Raw genomic sequence first — 15,728 nt, 5'->3', positions numbered from 1 at the left:
GATTGCAGATGATGCGCCATGCGTTCGCGTGCGTTGCGCTGGCCGGCACGGCGGGTCTGGCGCTGGCTCAGGACTGGAGCGTGACCCGGCTGCGTCTGGGCCGCACGGCACCGGCGGAGGTCGAGGTCGGGCTGGCACTGGCTGGGCAGGCCGAGCCGGCCGCCAGCCGCCTGCGCCGTGGCCAGGTGCTGCGCGAGGGCACGCGGCTGGTGGCCCCGGCCGAGGTCGAGATCAGCGTGGCCGACGAGGTCGGCACCGAGGAACTGGTCAAGCGCCAGGGCAAGCCGGGCGAGTTGCTGCTGCGCCGGCGCAATGGCGCCGCCGACTACCAGGTCGTGCGTGGCGGCTTCAGCCTCAAGTCCGCGGTGCGCCAGTTCGAAGGTGCGTTGGCACCCACCGCCAGCGCCGGTCCGGTGCGCTTCAGCCCGATGGGCACGCAGTTCGAGATCGAGGTCTCCGACGCCGGCGATTCGGTCAGCCTGACGGTGCAGACCGGCGCCGTGCAGGTCGACCGCCGCCAGCAGGTGCAGGTGGCCGGCGCCGCGCGGACGGGCGTGGTGGATGCGCCGCGCCAGGTGGTCAAGGCCGGCGAGCCCACCGCGCGCTGGAGCCTGGTGCCCGAGGCGCACCTGCTGCGCTACGGCAGCTTCGACGAGGCTGAGAGCGCCTTCCAGGCCCAGGTGCGCCGGGCCGAGGCGCAGGGCGAACCCGGCCCGTTGTTCGACAGCCTGCTCGCGCTGGGCGACGTCTACCAGCTGATCGGCCGGCCCGCCGAGGCGCTGGCGTCCTACGAGCGCGCGGCCGGCCTGCTGAAGCTGCCCGCCGACACCTATTGGCAGGCGGTGCTGCTGGGCCGGCGCGGCGATGCGCTGCTGGATGCCCGGCGCCTGGGCGAGGCGCTGCAGGCCTACCAGGGCAGCATTGCACTGCACCGCCGCCTGCCGCCGCGCGAAGGCGAGGCGCCGGTGCTGGAGCAGACGGTCAACGTGGTGCGCGCGCTGGAGCAGCAGGGCGTGCTGACCTGCGCCGACCGCTGGGCCGCACGCCTGCTGGGCGAGCTCGACGCCGGCGGGCGCCGCTGGCGTTTCATGAACCATGTGCGCGTGCCATTGCTGCTGACCCGTGCGCATGTGCTGCAGGCCGCCGGCCAGGGCGCCGCCGCGCTGGGCCTGGGCGAGCAGGCACTGGACCTGCAGCGGCAGGTCAGCGACATCTACCCGCACGGCAACGAAGACCGCCTGCAGGTCTTGCTGACGCTGGCCCAGGCGCAGTTCGATACCCAGCAGGCGGACCTGGCGAGCACCACGCTGTCACAGGCCGAACGCGATGCCCAGGCGCTGTTCCCGATGCGCCATCCGGTCAAGGCGGAGCTGGCGCTGGCGCGGGCCTGGCAGGCCCAGGTGCGGGGCCAGTCCGACGCCTCCCTGGCGTCGATCGCACAGGCCCTGGCGCAGCTCGACCCGCAGCAGCCCGACCGCCTGCTGCGCGGCCAGGCCCTGCTGCAGCGGGCTACGCTGGCGCAGGCGCGCGGCGATGCGGCCAGTGCGCTGGCGGACTTCCGCGCCGCGCGCGAGGACTGGCTGGCGCTGGACCCCTCCGAAGCCGCGCCGCGCCACCAGCAGGTGCTGGACGGCCTGGCCTGGGCACTGGGCGCCACCGGCGCGCCGGCCGACGAACTGGCGGCCGTGCGCGAGGCCGGCCGCCGCCGCGCGCAGGCCTTGCAGGCACTGGAGCAGGCCTGTCCGGCCTGAATGACCTGGCTTGGCCGGCGCGCGGGAACCGTCGATGAGCCTGGCACCGCCTGTCGGCTCCGGCGCTGCGGCCTGGCGCGGCCTGCGAAGCTGGCTGCGCCGCGGCCTGCAGGTGCTGCTGTTCTGCGCGCTGATGGTGGTGCTGGCCTTCTTCATCCAGCCGCTCAAGCGCTTCGACTGGTGGGTGGCCGAGCGCCTGGCGCCGCCGCCACGGGCCTGGCCCGCCCAGGTCGAGCTGATCGACCTGAACGGCACGCTCGATCCGCTGTTCGCGGTGCGGGAGCGCACGGCGCTGCGCACGCTGCTGTGCCAGGTCGCGGCGCTGCCCGACCGGCCGGCGGCGGTGCTGCTGAGCTTCGCGCTGCCGCCCTGGCCGGGTGAGGCGCAATCGGCGCTGACCGGACCCTGCGACGGCCGCCCGGGCGAGTCGGCATTCCAGGCCCTGGCCGCTCGTGGCGTGGCATTGATGGTGCCTCCCGACGAGGCCCAGCGCGGCTGGGTTCTCGGGGCCGACGACTGGCGCGAACGCAGCGGCGATGCCGAGGTCTTCGGCGGCGTCGCGCAGTTCGGCCATGGCGCGCTGACGCTGCAAGGCCGCTACTACTGGTACAGCCACTGCGGCTGCCTGGGCGCGAGCTGCGACTTCCCGGCCCTGGCAGTGCTGGCGCGGCGCGCACTGCTGGGCCTGGAGCCGCCGGCCGCCGGCACCTGCGACGACCCGTCGCAGACCACGGCACTGAGCGGCGACCGCCAGAGCGTGGCCGCGCACCGCTGGCGCTTTGATGGCCGCACGCTGCAGCCCGAGCAGGCCGGTCGCAGCCCCGCCGAATGGTCCGGCCGGGTGCTGGTGCTGGGCCACCTGAAACGCGACCGCATCGGCACGCTGCCGCGGGCCGAGCTGCTCGGCTGGGCGATCGGCGACGGTCTGCCCGCCAACGCCGTGGGCGAGGGCCACCTGCGGCCGCTGGACAACGCCTGGTGGGCCGTGGCCTTCGCGCTGGCCTTCAGTGCGCTGGCCGCTGCCAGCTTCGAGCTGCTCTCGGCGCGCCTGCATCCGCTGCACCGCTGGCTCCACGTCGCGGCCGTCGGTGCCGCACTGACCGCGGTGGGCGCGCTGGCACTGACGATCCTGCTGCTCGACCAGTTGCTGCACCTGCTGTACTTCCAGGTCATCTACGTGCTGATCGGCATTGCGCTGGCCACCTGGCTGAGCTGGCGCCAGATGGCCAGCCGGCTGCGCGACCAGGCGCTCTACACCGACGTCAGCCGGCTCGCGCCCGGCGACGGCCACGACTACGACGTGTTCGTCAGCTACTCACACACCCCGCGCGCCAACATCGACTGGGTGCGCGAGCAGGTGGTGGCGCCGCTGCAGGCGCAGGGCCTGCGCGTGTTCTTCGACGAGCGCTCGATCCGGGTGGGCACCGCCTGGTACTTCGAGCTGGCCTCGGGCATCCAGCGCAGCCGCTGCATGGTGGCGATCTGCAGCGACGACTACTTCGCCAAGGGCTTCTGCCGCTTCGAGCTGAGCAAGGCGATGGTGCGCGAGATCGGTGGTGCCAGCAGCGGCTTCAAGGTGCTGCCCTACCTGAGCCACCCGGGGGTGAACTTCCCGGTGGAGTTCAACCACGTGCAGTACGCCAGCTGGGTGGACAGCCGGGCCATGCTGGTGCGCGTGCTGGAGGTGCTGGACGCCGCGCGCGCCCAGCCCTGAGGCTCAGCGGTAGCTGCGCGCGTCCTCGATGACCTTGCCGTCGTTGGGCAGGCTGCCGGGCGCCAGCAGCTGCACCTCGCTGCGCAGCTTGGTGATGTCGCGCACCGTGTCGGCGATCGCGGCGGCCAGGCCCTCGGGCGTGCCGGCCACCTCGACCTTCAGCGTCATGCGGTCGCTGGCCATTTCGCCCTCGACCACCAGGCGGGCGCGCAGCACCTCGGGGTGGCGGCGCAGCACCTGCGCCACCTGGCTGGGGTGGACGAACATGCCACGTACCTTGGCGGTCTGGTCGGCCCGGCCCATCCAGCCCTTGATGCGGCCGTTGGTGCGGCCGCTGGGGCAGGGGCCCGGCAGCATGGCCGACAGATCGCCAGTGCCGAAGCGCACCAGCGGGTAGTCGGGGTTCAGCGTGGTCACCACCAGCTCGCCCACCTCGCCCTCGGGCACCGGGTCGCCGGTGCCGGGGCGCACGATCTCGACGATCACGCCCTCGTCGATCACCAGGCCTTCGCGGGCCGGGGTTTCATAGGCGATCAGGCCCAGGTCGGCGGTGGCGTAGCACTGGTAACCGGTGATGCCGCGCTCGGCCAGCCAGTCGCGCAGCGAGGGCGGGAAGGCCTCGCCCGAGACCATGGCCTTGGTGATCGACGAGATGTCCACGCCGCTCTCGGCCGCCTTCTCGACCAGGATCTTCAGGAAGCTGGGCGTGCCGATGTAGCCATGGGGTTTCAACTCGGCCACCGCCTGCAGCTGCAGCTCGGTGTTGCCCACGCCGCCGGCGAAGGTGGTGCAGCCGATCGCGTGGGCGCCGGTCTCCATCATCGAGCCCGCGGGCGTCAGGTGGTAGCTGAAGCTGCAGTGCGCCAGATCGCCGGCCCGAAACCCGGCGGCCCAGATCGCGCGGGCCATGCGCCAGTAGTCGGCAGCCGTGCCCTCGGGTTCATAGATGGGGCCGGGCGACTGGAACACCCGGCGTGCGCCCTGGGCGGCGCGCAGGCCGCGCCAGCCGATCGCCGAGAAGCCGCCGAACGGGTCCCACTGCGCCGCGTCGGCGCGACGGGCCTGCTGCTTCTCAAGCAGCTCGTGCTTGCGTGTCACGGGCAGCGCGGCCAGGGCGGCGCGGCTGTTCACCGCCGTGGCGTCCACGCCGGCCAGCAGCTCACCCATGGTCTGGCTGCCCTCGCGGGCGCGGGTCACCACGCGCGGCAGCGCGGCCATCAGCGCGGCCTCGCGCTCGGCCGGGTCGCGTGCCTCCAGGGCATCGTAGAAATCACTCATCGCTGTCGCTCCAGCCGGCAAGGTTCTTCTTCACCAGCGCGACGAAGTCGCGCACCTGGGCGCTCTCCTTCAGCGCCTTGGTCATCCATTCGGGGCTGGTGCGCGATGGCCGCTTGACAATCGCCACCGTCAGCACCGCGCCGTCCACCGCCGCCCGGGCGATCGCGCTGCCGCGTCGCTCGAAGCGGCCCTCGCGCTCGGTCAGCCCCAGCGCGCGCAGGTCGCGGCGCAGCCGCTGCAGCGCGTCCTCCGGCTTGAAGGCCGGCAGCGCAAAGCCCCAGTCCTCGTCACTCACGGTCCGCTCCTGCGTGGCCCGCTGTCAGGCCAACCAGCGCTTGCGGCGCTTGTAGCTCTTGACGTCCTTGAAGCTCTTGCGGTCGCCGCCGCCCATGCCCAGGTAGAACTCCTTGACGTCCTCGTTCTCGCGCAGGGCCTTGGCCTCGCCATCCATCACCACGCGGCCGTTCTCCAGGATGTAGCCGTAGTCGGCGTAACGCAGCGCGATGTTGGTGTTCTGCTCGGCCAGCAGGAAGGTGACCTTCTCCTTGGTGTTCAGGTCCTTGACGATCTCGAACACCTCTTCGACGATCTGCGGCGCCAGGCCCATGCTGGGCTCGTCCAGCAGCACCATCTTCGGGTTGGCCATCAGCGCGCGGCCGATCGCGCACATCTGCTGCTCGCCGCCCGAGGTGTAGGCGGCCTGGCTGGTGCGGCGCGTCTTCAGGCGCGGGAAATAGGCGTAGACCTTCTCCAGCGTCTGCGCCACGGCGGCCTTGCCGTCCTGGCGGGTGTAGGCGCCGGTCATCAGGTTCTCTTCGATGGTCAGGTGGGCGAAGCAGTGCCGGCCCTCCATCACCTGGATCACGCCGCGGTCGACCATCTGGGCGGGCGAGAGCTTCTCGATGCGCTCGCCGCGCAGCTCGATGCTGCCCTTGGTGACCTCGCCTCGCTCGCCCGCCAGCAGGTTGCTGACCGCCCGCAGCGTGGTGGTCTTGCCGGCGCCATTGCCGCCCAGCAGGGCCACCACCTGCCCCTCGGGCACCTGCAGGCTCACGCCCTTGAGCACCAGGATCACATGGTTGTAGATGACCTCGATGCCGTTGACGTTCAGAAGGATGTTGCTCATCGCGGTGTCCTTGTTGACTCATTCAAGCGCCGCGCGCGGCGCTTGAATCAGGCCCCCGGCCGAAGTCGGGGGGAGGGAGGCGGCGCCAGCCGCCTCGGGGGTGGGTCAGGACTGGCAGTCCGCGGCGTCGCGGCGCGAGATCTTCTTCTCGGCGGCGTACTTGTCGGCGGCCTGCTTGACCATGGGCTTGAGCACCTGCTCGTCGGCCTGCAGCCAGTCGGAGCTGAACTTCCAGGCCTTGCCGTCCCAGGTGTGCATGCGCGCCCAGTTGGCGCCCATGTGGTCGGCGCAGGAGGTGGAGATCGGGCGCAGCACGCCAGCGAAGCCCAGCGCGTCGAGCTTCTTCTGGTCCAGCGCCAGGTTCTCCAGACCCCAACGGGTCTGGTCGCCGCTCATGACCTTGCCCTTGCCGAAGCGCTCCTGGGCGCGACGCACGCCCTCGACCGCCAGCATCGCGTGGACCATGCCGCGCATGTACAGCACCTGGCCGACTTCTTCCTTCGGGCCCGTGCCCTGGCCCTTGCCGTGCACTTCCTTCAGGATGTCCTGCACGATCTTGGACTGCGGCTCGGCGCCGTGCTGCATGGTCACGGCGTTGTAGCCCTTGGCGCCCTCACCGACGTCCTTGACATCGGGTTCGGCACCGGCCCACCACACGCCGTACATCTTCTCGCGCGGGTAGCCGGTGGCCACGGCTTCCTTCAGCGCGGCCGAGTTCATCACGCCCCAGCCCCACAGCAGCACGTAGTCGGGACGGCTCTGGCGCACCTGCAGCCAGGTGGCCTTCTGCTCCACGCCCGGCGCGGTCACCGGCAGCAGCTGCAGCTCGTAGCCCAGCATCTTGGCGCGCTCCTGCAGCAGCGGGATCGGCTCCTTGCCGTAGGGGCTGTCGTGGTAGACCAGGGCGATCTTCTTGCCCTTGAGCTTGTCCAGGCCGCCGTTGGCCTTGCCGATGTGCTGCAGGATGGCGTCAGCCGCCACCCAGTAGGTGCCCAGCAGCGGGAAGTTCCACTTGAACACGTTGCCGTCGGCCGATTCGCTGCGGCCATAGCCGGCGGTGATCAGCGGGATCTTGTCGGCCGGGGCCTTCTCGGTCAGCGCGAAGGTGATGCCGGTGGACAGCGGCTGGAACACCGTGGCGCCCTTGCCCTTGAGGCGCTCGTAGCACTCCACGCCCTTGTCGGTGGCGTAGCCGGTTTCGCATTCCTCGTAGGTGATCTTGACGCCGTTGATGCCACCCTTGGCATTGGTGTACTTCAGGTAGTCGACGTAGCCGTTGGCCCAGGGCACGCCATTGGGCGCATAGGCACCGGTGCGGTAGACCAGCACCGGGAAGAACTGCTCCTTGGCCTGGGCGAACGCCGGCGAGGTGGCGATGGCGGCGAATCCGGCCGACGCGATCAGCGCGGCCTGGGCCAGGGTCTTGAACTTCAACATGTTGTCTGCCTCCAGAGGAAGGTGAGGAAACGCACTCGTCAGTGCAAGGTCAGCCGGTCCGGGTTCATCGCCCGGGCCATGCGGATTCGGGGGTCAATGCGGGAAGGGCCACAGCCGCAGCTTTTCCTTGGCGGTGGACCACAGGCGCGCCAGGCCGTGCGGCTCGACGATCAGGAAGAACACGATCAGCGCGCCGAAGATCATGTAGGTCAGGTGCGAGGCGGTGGCGGTGGACAGACCCACCATCACCGTCAGGTTGTCCAGCACGATCGGCAGCACGACGATGAAGGCGGCGCCGAAGAAGCTGCCCATGATCGAGCCCAGGCCGCCGATGATCACCATGAACAGCAGGTCGAAGGAGCGGTTGATGTTGAAGGCCGCCGGCTCCCAGGAACCCAGGTAGACGAAGCCCCACAGCGCACCGGCCATGCCGACGAAGAAGGAGCTGACCGCGAAGGCGGTGAGCTTGGCGTAGACCGGACGGATGCCGATCACCGCCGCGGCCACATCCATGTCGCGCATCGCCATCCATTCGCGGCCGATGTGGCTGCGCACCAGGTTCTTGGCCAGCCACGCGCAGACCACCACGAAGCCCAGGCAGAACAGGTACTTCTCGGTGGGCGAGTCGATCACCCAGCCCAGCAGGTTGAGTTCCGCCACGCTGACCGAGCCCGAGGCCGAGTCGTTGGTGAACCACTTGATGCGCAGGAAGGCCCAGTCGGTGAAGAACTGCGCGGCCAGCGTGGCCACCGCCAGGTACAGGCCGCGGATGCGCAGTGACGGGATGCCGAACAGCACACCCACCACCGTGGCGCACAGGCCGCCCATGATGATCGCCAGCAGCATCGGCATGCCGTCGATGCGGATCATGAAGTTGTAGGCCGCATAGGCGCCCACCGCCATGAAGCCGCCGGTGCCCAACGAGATCTGGCCGCAGTAGCCCACCAGGATGTTCAGGCCGATGGCCGCCAGCGACAGGATCAGGAAGGGGATCAGGATCGCGCGGAACAGGTACTCGCTGGCCAGGAAGGGCACGGCGAGGAAGGCGAAGGCCACCAGCGCGCCGATGACCGCCTTGTCCTGCGCGATCGGAAAGATCTGCTGGTCGGCCCGGTAGCTGGTCTTGAACTGGCCATTCTCACGGTAGAGCATGTTGTTCTCCTTGTGCGCTCAGGCGTTAGACGCGGTCAATGATCTTCTCGCCGAACAGGCCTTGCGGCCGCACCAGCAGGAAGCCCAGCGCCATCACGTACGCAAACCAGATCTCGATGCCGCCGCCCAGCATCGGGCCGATGTAGACCTCGGAGAGCTTTTCGCCCACGCCGATCAGCAGGCCGCCGATGATGGCGCCCGGCACGCTGGTCAGGCCGCCCAGGATCACCACCGGCAGCGCCTTCAGCGCGACCTGCGACAGCGAGAACTGCACCCCCAGCTTGGAGCCCCAGATCATCCCGGCCACCAGGGCCGAGAAGCCGGCCACCGACCAGACGATGACCCAGATGCGGTTGAGCGGAATGCCGATCGACTGCGCCGCCTGGTGGTCGTCGGCCACCGCGCGCAGCGCGCGGCCGGTGGAGGTGTACTGGAAGAACGCTGCCAGCACGGCCACCAGTGCGGCGGCGATCACCGCGGCGAACAGGTCCTCCTGGCTGACCAGCACGCCGCCCTGGAAGGTGCTCTCGAACAGGAACATCGGGTCCTTGGGCATGCCCACGTCGATCTTGTAGATGTCCGAGCCGAACACCGTCTGGCCGAAGCCGTCGAGGAAGTAGGTGATGCCCAGCGTGGCCATCAGCAGCGTGATGCCCTCCTGGTTGACCAGCTTGCCCAGCACGAAGCGCTCGATCACCCAGGCCAGCGCCACCATGCAGGCCATGGCCAGCACGAAGCCGATGATGTTGGCCAGCAGCTTGGAGTCGGAGCCGGTCCAGCCCGGCGCCCATTCCGAGAAGCGCGCCATCGCCAGCGCGGCGAACAGCACCATCGCGCCCTGCGCGAAGTTGAAGACGCCGGAGGCCTTGAAAATCAGCACGAAGCCCAGCGCGATCAGCGAATACAGCATGCCGGCCATCAGGCCGCCGATGAAGGTCTCGAGGAAGAATCCCATGGTCTGTGGTCTCCGGGCGCTCAGTGGGAAGTGCCGAGGTACGCGCGGATCACGTCCTCGTTGCTGCGCACCTCGCTGGGGGTGCCGTCGCCGATCTTCTTGCCGTAGTCGAGCACGACCACGCGGTCGGAGATGTCCATCACCACGCCCATGTCGTGCTCGATCAGCACGATGGTGGTGCCGAACTCGTCGTTGACGTCCAGGATGAAGCGGCTCATGTCCTGCTTCTCCTCGACGTTCATGCCGGCCATTGGCTCGTCCAGCAGCAGCACCTGCGGCTCCATCGCCAGCGCGCGGCCCAGATCGACCCGCTTTTGCAGGCCGTAGGGCAGGCGGCCCACCGGGGTCTTGCGCCAGGCCTGGATTTCGAGGAAGTCGATGATGCGCTCGACGAAGGCGCGGTGCTCGCTCTCCTCGCGCTCGGCCGCCCCCCAGCGGATGGCCTGCTGGAAGAGGTTGGTCTTCATCTTCAGGTTGCGCCCCGACATGATGTTGTCGATGACGCTCATGCCCTTGAACAGCGCCAGGTTCTGGAAGGTGCGCGCCACCCCCATCTCGGCCACCTGGCGGCTGTTCATGTGGCTGAAGGTCTGGCCGCGGAAGGTGATCTTGCCCTCCTGCGGCGTGTAGACGCCGTTGATGCAGTTGAGCATCGAGCTCTTGCCGGCGCCGTTGGGGCCGATGATGGCGCGGATCTCGTGCTCGCGCACATTGAAGCTGATGTCGGTCAGCGCCTTCACGCCGCCGAAGCGCAGGCTGATGTTCTGGACGTCGAGGATGACGTCACCGATCTTTCTTTCGGCCATCTCAAGCCACCTTCCTGGTTTGCGCCGGGAACGTCTTCACGTCCGTGATCTTCAGCGTGGCCGACACGCTGCCGCTGCGACCGTCCTCGAACTTCACCACCGTCTCGATGAACTGCTCGGACTTGCCGGCGTACATCGCGTCGACCAGCACCTGGTACTTGTCGTTGATGAAGCCGCGCTTGACCTTGCGGGTGCGGGTCATCTCGCCGTCGTCGGCGTCGAGTTCCTTGTGCAGCACGATGAAGCGGGCGATCTGGCTGCCCGCCAGCAGTTCGTCGCGCGCCAGGTCGGCGTTGACCTTCTCGACGTTCTCGCGGATGAGCTCCAGCACCTCGGGCTTGGCCGCCAGGTCGGTGTAGCCGGCATAGGGCAGGTTGCGCCGCTCGGCCCAGTTGCCCACCGCCTCGAAGTCGATGTTGACGAAGGCGCAGACCTTCTCGCGCTGGTTGCCGAAGGCCACCGCCTCCTTGATGTGCGGGAAGAACTTCAGCTTGTTCTCGACGTACTTGGGCGCGAACATCGCGCCGTCGTTGGCACCGCCCTTGATGCGGCCGACGTCCTTGACGCGGTCGATGATCTTCAGGTGACCGTTGGCGTCGATGAAGCCGGCGTCGCTGGTGTGGTACCAGCCGTCGGGGGTCAGCACCTCGGCGGTGGCCTCGGGGTTCTTGTAGTACTCCTTGAGCAGGCCGGCGGACTTGACCAGCACCTCGCCGCTGTCGCTGAGCTTGATCTCCACGCCATCGCAGGGCACGCCCACGGTGTCGGCGCGCACCTCGTGGTCGGGCTGCAGGCAGACGAACACCGCGGTCTCGGTGGAGCCGTAGAGCTGCTTGAGGTTGATGCCGATCGCGCGGTAGAAGGTGAACAGGTCGGGGCCGATCGCCTCGCCGGCGGTGTAGGCCACGCGCACCCGGCTCATGCCCAGCGTGTTGCGCAGCGGGCCGTAGACCATCAGGTTGCCCAGAGCGTAGTGCAGCTTGTCGAGCAGGCCCACCGGCTTGCCGTCCATCAGGGCGGGGCCGACGCGGCGTGCCACGTTCATGAAGTGGTGGAACATCCCGCGCTTGATCGTGCTGGCGTCCTCCATGCGGATCATCACCGTGGTCAGCAGGCCTTCGAAGATCCGCGGCGGCGCGAAGTAGTAGCTCGGGCCGATCTCCTTCATGTCGATCGACACGGTGGCGCCCGACTCCGGGCAGTTGACCACGTAGCCGCAGGCCAGCCACTGCGCGTAGCTGAAGATGTTCTGGCCGATCCAGGCCGGCGGCAGGTAGGCCAGCACCTCTTCCCGGTCGGTCAGGCGGTCGAACTTCTGGCCGGCGGCGGCGCGGTCGAGCAGCGACAGGTGGGTGTGGACCACGCCCTTGGGGTTGCCGGTGGTGCCTGAGGTGAAGAACATCGCCGCCACGTCGGTGGGCTTGGCCTGGGCGACCTCGGCCTCGAAGAAGCCGGGGTGGGCGGCCAGCCAGGCGTCGCCGGCCTCGGCCAGCGCGTCCAGCGAGGCCAGGCCCGGCTCGTCGTAGTTGCGCAGGCCGCGCGGGTCGTCGTACCAGACATGGGCCAGCGCGGGGCACTGCTCGCGCACCTCCATCATCTTGTCGACCTGCTCCTGGTCCTCGACCACGGCGAAGGCCACCTCGGCATTGCTGACCGGGAAGACGAACTCGGCCGCCACCGCGTCCTGGTACAGCGGCACCGGCACCGCACCCAGCGCCTGCGCGGCCAGCATGCTGGCGTTCAGGCGCGGGCGGTTGTCGCCCACCACGATCAGGTGCTGGCCCCGGCGCAGGCCGGCCGCGGCCAGGCCGCCGGCCAGGCGCTTGACCAGCGTGGCCAGGTCGGCCCAGGTGGTGGTCTGCCAGATGCCGTATTCCTTCTCGCGCAGCGCCGGGGCCTGGGGCCGGCGGCTGGCGTGTTCAAGCAGGAGCTGGACGAAGGTGGTCTGCACGCGTTTCTCCAAGAAGGCGGCGTGGCCGGACAGGCCGGCCCCGGAATGGACGCGATCCTAGGGCGACCTTTGACGTCATGTTGTCCGTTGGACGACAATCTACGGGTGAGCCCTGAGCGGACTTTCCCGGGTCCGTGCGGGGCCAGCACCGGTGTCGCCGATTGCCGGAGAAGGAGCCTTGCGGTGAGTCAACGTTCCCATGCCTTGCGCGAACGCGCCCGCGCACTGACCGAGGCCGAGCTGGCCAACGTGCCCTGGCTGCGGGTGCTGGATGCCGAAGACCAGCGCCGCGCGCGGGCCGCCATCGTCATTGCCGAGGCCGAGCCCGGCGACCTGATCTGTCGCATCGGCCGCCCCGCCACCTACTGGTTCGGCGTGGTCGATGGCCTGCTGAAGATGAGCAACGATCCCAGCCAGGGCCCGGCGATCACCTTCACCGGCGTGCCGCCCGGCGCCTGGTTCGGCGAGGGCACGCTGCTCAAGCGCGAGCCCTACCGCTACAACATCGAGGTGCTGCGGCGCAGCGCCGTGGCGGGCCTGCCGGTGGACAGCTTCCATGAGCTGCTGGACCGCAGCATCCCCTTCAACCGCTTCGTGCTGAACCAGCTCAACGAGCGCCTGGGCCAGTTCATCGCCGCCCGCGAAACCGACCGCCAGGGTGACCCCGACACCCGTGTGGCGCGCAACCTGGCCTCGTTGTTTCACCCGGTGCTTTACCCGGGCGTGGGCCAGTTGCTGCGCATCACCCAGCAGGAGCTGGGCTACCTGGTCGGCCTGTCGCGCCAGCGCGTGAACGAGGCGCTGCGCACGCTGCAGCAGCGCCAGCTGATCCGCATCGAGTACGGCGGCGTGCGGGTGCTGGACCTGCAGGGCCTGCGCAGCTACCGCCACCGCGACGAGTAGGGCGGGCTTCGCCGCGCTTATCGGCGCTTGGCCGTGCGCAGGCGCGAGGGATGCTCGCGCGATGAGTTCGGACGCCTTTGTCCGTCAGCTCGCCGCCTACTGGAGCGGCGATGCGCTGGCGGTGAACCTGCTGATCTTCCTGAACCTGGCCGGTGCGCTGCTGCTGGGTTCGCTGGTGGGCTATGAGCGCGCCTACCGCGGCCGCGCCGCGGGCATGCGCACCTACGGCCTGGTGTGCATGGCCTCGACCGCGCTGACGGTGTTCGCCGGCTACCCGGCGCTGTGGTACGGCGGCCAGGCCAGCTTCACCGCCGCGCTGGCGCACGACCCGACGCGGGTGATCCAGGGCATCGTCACCGGCATCGGTTTCCTGGGCGCCGGCGTGATCATGAAGGACGGGCTGAACATCAGCGGCCTGACCACCGCCGCATCGATCTGGTCGGCCTCGGCGATCGGCGTGCTGATCGGCGTGGGTTTCTATGGCGCCGCCATCCTGCTGGCCGCACTGTCGGCCTCGGCGATGATGTGGGGCAGCCGCATTGAGGCTTGGCTGCCCTCGCACCAGGCGGTGGGCATCGAGCTGCGCCTGCGCCCGGGCGTGTCCAGCGACGCCGCGACGATCGACCGCTTCCTGCGCCAGCAGGGCTTCATGCTGGCCACCGGCTCGCTGGCGATCTGCCACGACGACGGCCAGTCCACCTGGAAGTTCGTCGCGGTGGTGCAGGACCGCCGCCAGGCCACGCCGCTGGACCGCCTGGCGGCGGCGCTGCAGGGTTGGAGCGACGTGGTGAAGTTCAGCCTGGCCCACGCCAGGAACTGAACGGCCCCGCCGGCGCTGCGCCGCTCAGGCGCGCCAGCGCCGCGCCGCCAGCAGCCCACCGATCACCAGCGCATAGATCGCCGGCTCCAGCAGGTTGTTCTTGCCCGCGCGCATCCACCAGAAATGCAGCAGCGCCACCGGGCCGATCACATAGGTCAGCTTGTGCAGGTCGCGCCAGGCCCGGCCACCCATCCAGCGCACCGCGGCGTTGAACGAGGTGGCGGCCAGCGGCAGCAGGGCCAGCCAGGCGGCGGTGCCCACCAGGATGAAGGGGCGCTTGCCGATGTCCTTGAGCAGTGCGTCGAGTGCCCATTCCATGTCCAGCCAGGCGTAGGCCGACCAGTGCAGCGTGGCATAGACGAAGGTGGCCACGCCCACATTGCGCCGAAAGCGCGCCAGGCCGCTCCAGCCGGTCAGCTGGCGCAGCGGCGTGATCGCCAGCGTCAGGCACAGGCCGCGCAGCGTCCAGTCGCCCAGGCTGCGGATCAGCGCCTCGGCGGGGTTGGGGCCCAGGCCGCCGTACAGCGCGGCCCAGACCAGCGAGGCCGCCGGCAGGCCGAGCAGCAGCCAGACCACCGGCTTGGCCAGTGGGTGAAGCAGCCAGCGGTTCATCAGTAGTGCTTGCGCAGGTCCAGGCCGGCGTAGAGCTGGCCCACCTGGGCCTCGTAGCCGTTGAACATCAGCGTCGGGCGCTTCTTGGCGAACAGGCCCTGGGCCTCGCCGATGCGGCGCTCGCTGGCCTGGCTCCAGCGCGGGTGGTCAACCTGCGGGTTGACGTTGCTGTAGAAGCCGTATTCCTGCGGCGCCGCCTGCTCCCAGCTGCTCAGCGGCTGCTTCTCGACCAGCCGGATGCGCACGATGGACTTGGCGCTCTTGAAGCCGTACTTCCAGGGCACGACCAGGCGCAGCGGCGCGCCATTCTGGTTGGGCAGCACCTCGCCATACAGGCCGAAGGCCAGCAGCGTCAGCGGGTGCATGGCCTCATCCAGGCGCAGGCCCTCGCGGTAGGGCCAGTCCAGCACGCCCGAGCGCAGGCCCGGCATCTGGGCGCGGTCGGCCAGCGTGGTGAACTCGACGAACTTGGCGTTGCCGGTGGGCTCGACCTTCTTCAGCAGCTCGGCCAGCGACCAGCCCACCCAGGGGATGACCATCGACCAGCCCTCGACGCAGCGCAGGCGGTAGACACGCTCCTCCATCGGCGCGAGCTTGAGCAGCTCGTCCAGGTCGAAGCGCCGGGGCTGGCGCACCTCGCCATCGACCATCACCGTCCAGGGGCGGGGCTTGAGCGAGCCGGCGGTGCGGGCGGGGTCGGACTTGTCGGTGCCGAACTCGTAGAAGTTGTTGTAGCTGGTGACGTCGGCGTAGGCGGTGGCCTGCTCCATCAGCATGGCGCCGGCCAGGTTGGAGCGCGCGCCCGGCAGCGGCGCCAGGCGGCCCGGGCCGCGGGTCTGGGCCTGGGCGCCGTGCACGCCGGCACCGGCCAGCGCGGCGGCGGCCAGCCAGTCGCGTCGGCGCAGCCAGGTCTCGCGCGGGGTGATCTCGGAGGGGCGGGGCTGGTCGAAGCCGGGGCGGGGCAGTAGGGGCATGGTCGGCCTGAAGGTCGTGGAGGATGAACCTGAGTCGTGCAACGCAGGCCAGACCTTACGCGCAAGCCGGAGGTCCGGTCGGGCGCAGGGGCTCAGCGGTGTACGACCGCGGCCCGCCAGGGCTTCCCTGGGGCCGGCACAGCCCCGATTGTCGTGACGGTCGTCACGGGGGCGGCGGACCCGATGCCGCCCAGGCTCAACCCCTGGCCGGGCCGGCCGACACCCCGTACGACGAACCGGGGAACCCGG

Annotated in this window: 14 protein-coding genes; 4 read left to right on the top strand and 10 right to left on the bottom strand. The window is 69.7% G+C overall.

The window, feature by feature from the left end; all coding sequences use genetic code 11:
• Positions 1 to 8 precede the first annotated feature (8 nt).
• Both KAK07_RS14210 and KAK07_RS14205 read left to right on the top strand, forming a co-directional pair.
• Positions 9 to 1,751 carry a tetratricopeptide repeat protein gene (locus tag KAK07_RS14210; protein WP_210855847.1) on the top strand — a complete coding sequence of 581 codons (1,743 nt, stop codon included), beginning with the start codon at positions 9 to 11 and terminating at the stop codon, positions 1,749 to 1,751.
• A 34-nt stretch (positions 1,752 to 1,785) separates the two neighbouring features.
• Entirely contained in the window at positions 1,786 to 3,465 is a 1,680-nt protein-coding gene (locus KAK07_RS14205) for a toll/interleukin-1 receptor domain-containing protein (RefSeq protein ID WP_210855845.1), read from the top strand.
• 3 nt (positions 3,466 to 3,468) lie between these two features.
• On the opposite strand, the gene KAK07_RS14200 is transcribed toward KAK07_RS14205, so the two are convergent.
• From KAK07_RS14200 to KAK07_RS14165, 8 genes are all read right to left on the bottom strand, one after another.
• A complete protein-coding gene (locus KAK07_RS14200) occupies positions 3,469 to 4,743 on the bottom strand; it encodes a phenylacetate--CoA ligase family protein (protein WP_210855843.1) in 1,275 nt (424 codons plus the stop codon).
• Positions 4,736 to 5,038: a hypothetical protein gene (locus KAK07_RS14195; RefSeq protein ID WP_210855841.1), complete on the bottom strand. Its 303-nt coding sequence runs from the start codon at positions 5,036 to 5,038 to the stop codon at positions 4,736 to 4,738. Before KAK07_RS14195 ends, KAK07_RS14200 begins: the two co-directional genes overlap by 8 nt.
• A 24-nt stretch (positions 5,039 to 5,062) precedes the next feature.
• Positions 5,063 to 5,869: an ABC transporter ATP-binding protein gene (locus KAK07_RS14190; RefSeq protein WP_210855839.1), complete on the bottom strand. Its 807-nt coding sequence runs from the start codon at positions 5,867 to 5,869 to the stop codon at positions 5,063 to 5,065.
• 105 nt (positions 5,870 to 5,974) lie between these two features.
• Positions 5,975 to 7,303 (bottom strand): ABC transporter substrate-binding protein, encoded by a 1,329-nt coding sequence (locus tag KAK07_RS14185; protein WP_210855927.1) that lies wholly within the window; start codon positions 7,301 to 7,303, stop codon positions 5,975 to 5,977.
• Between the two features lie 96 nt (positions 7,304 to 7,399).
• Complete coding sequence (locus tag KAK07_RS14180) at positions 7,400 to 8,458, bottom strand: branched-chain amino acid ABC transporter permease (protein ID WP_210855837.1); 1,059 nt, start codon at positions 8,456 to 8,458, stop codon at positions 7,400 to 7,402.
• Between the two features lie 25 nt (positions 8,459 to 8,483).
• Complete coding sequence (locus KAK07_RS14175; protein WP_210855835.1) at positions 8,484 to 9,413, bottom strand: branched-chain amino acid ABC transporter permease; 930 nt, start codon at positions 9,411 to 9,413, stop codon at positions 8,484 to 8,486.
• A gap of 20 nt (positions 9,414 to 9,433) precedes the next feature.
• Positions 9,434 to 10,219 carry an ABC transporter ATP-binding protein gene (locus tag KAK07_RS14170; protein WP_210855833.1) on the bottom strand — a complete coding sequence of 262 codons (786 nt, stop codon included), beginning with the start codon at positions 10,217 to 10,219 and terminating at the stop codon, positions 9,434 to 9,436.
• A gap of 1 nt (position 10,220) precedes the next feature.
• The gene (locus KAK07_RS14165) at positions 10,221 to 12,170 is read right to left on the bottom strand and encodes an AMP-dependent synthetase/ligase (RefSeq protein ID WP_210855831.1); all 1,950 of its coding nucleotides are present in this window, start codon (positions 12,168 to 12,170) and stop codon (positions 10,221 to 10,223) included.
• Positions 12,171 to 12,353: 183 nt separating this feature from the next.
• Between KAK07_RS14165 and KAK07_RS14160 the strand changes: the two genes are divergently transcribed.
• Both KAK07_RS14160 and KAK07_RS14155 read left to right on the top strand, forming a co-directional pair.
• Complete coding sequence (locus tag KAK07_RS14160; RefSeq protein WP_310738651.1) at positions 12,354 to 13,073, top strand: Crp/Fnr family transcriptional regulator; 720 nt, start codon at positions 12,354 to 12,356, stop codon at positions 13,071 to 13,073.
• A 61-nt stretch (positions 13,074 to 13,134) separates the two neighbouring features.
• A complete protein-coding gene (locus KAK07_RS14155) occupies positions 13,135 to 13,893 on the top strand; it encodes an MgtC/SapB family protein (protein ID WP_210855827.1) in 759 nt (252 codons plus the stop codon).
• A gap of 24 nt (positions 13,894 to 13,917) precedes the next feature.
• On the opposite strand, the gene msrQ is transcribed toward KAK07_RS14155, so the two are convergent.
• Positions 13,918 to 14,505 carry a protein-methionine-sulfoxide reductase heme-binding subunit MsrQ gene (gene msrQ, locus KAK07_RS14150; RefSeq protein ID WP_210855824.1) on the bottom strand — a complete coding sequence of 196 codons (588 nt, stop codon included), beginning with the start codon at positions 14,503 to 14,505 and terminating at the stop codon, positions 13,918 to 13,920.
• Positions 14,505 to 15,479: a protein-methionine-sulfoxide reductase catalytic subunit MsrP gene (msrP, locus tag KAK07_RS14145; protein ID WP_210861454.1), complete on the bottom strand. Its 975-nt coding sequence runs from the start codon at positions 15,477 to 15,479 to the stop codon at positions 14,505 to 14,507. The genes msrQ and msrP overlap by 1 nt, the downstream gene beginning before the upstream one ends.
• Positions 15,480 to 15,728: the final 249 nt, after the last annotated feature.

Source organism: Ideonella alba (genome assembly GCF_018069875.1).
GTDB lineage: Bacteria > Pseudomonadota > Gammaproteobacteria > Burkholderiales > Burkholderiaceae_C > Ideonella > Ideonella alba.
This window is presented reverse-complemented; position numbering and strand designations above follow the sequence as displayed.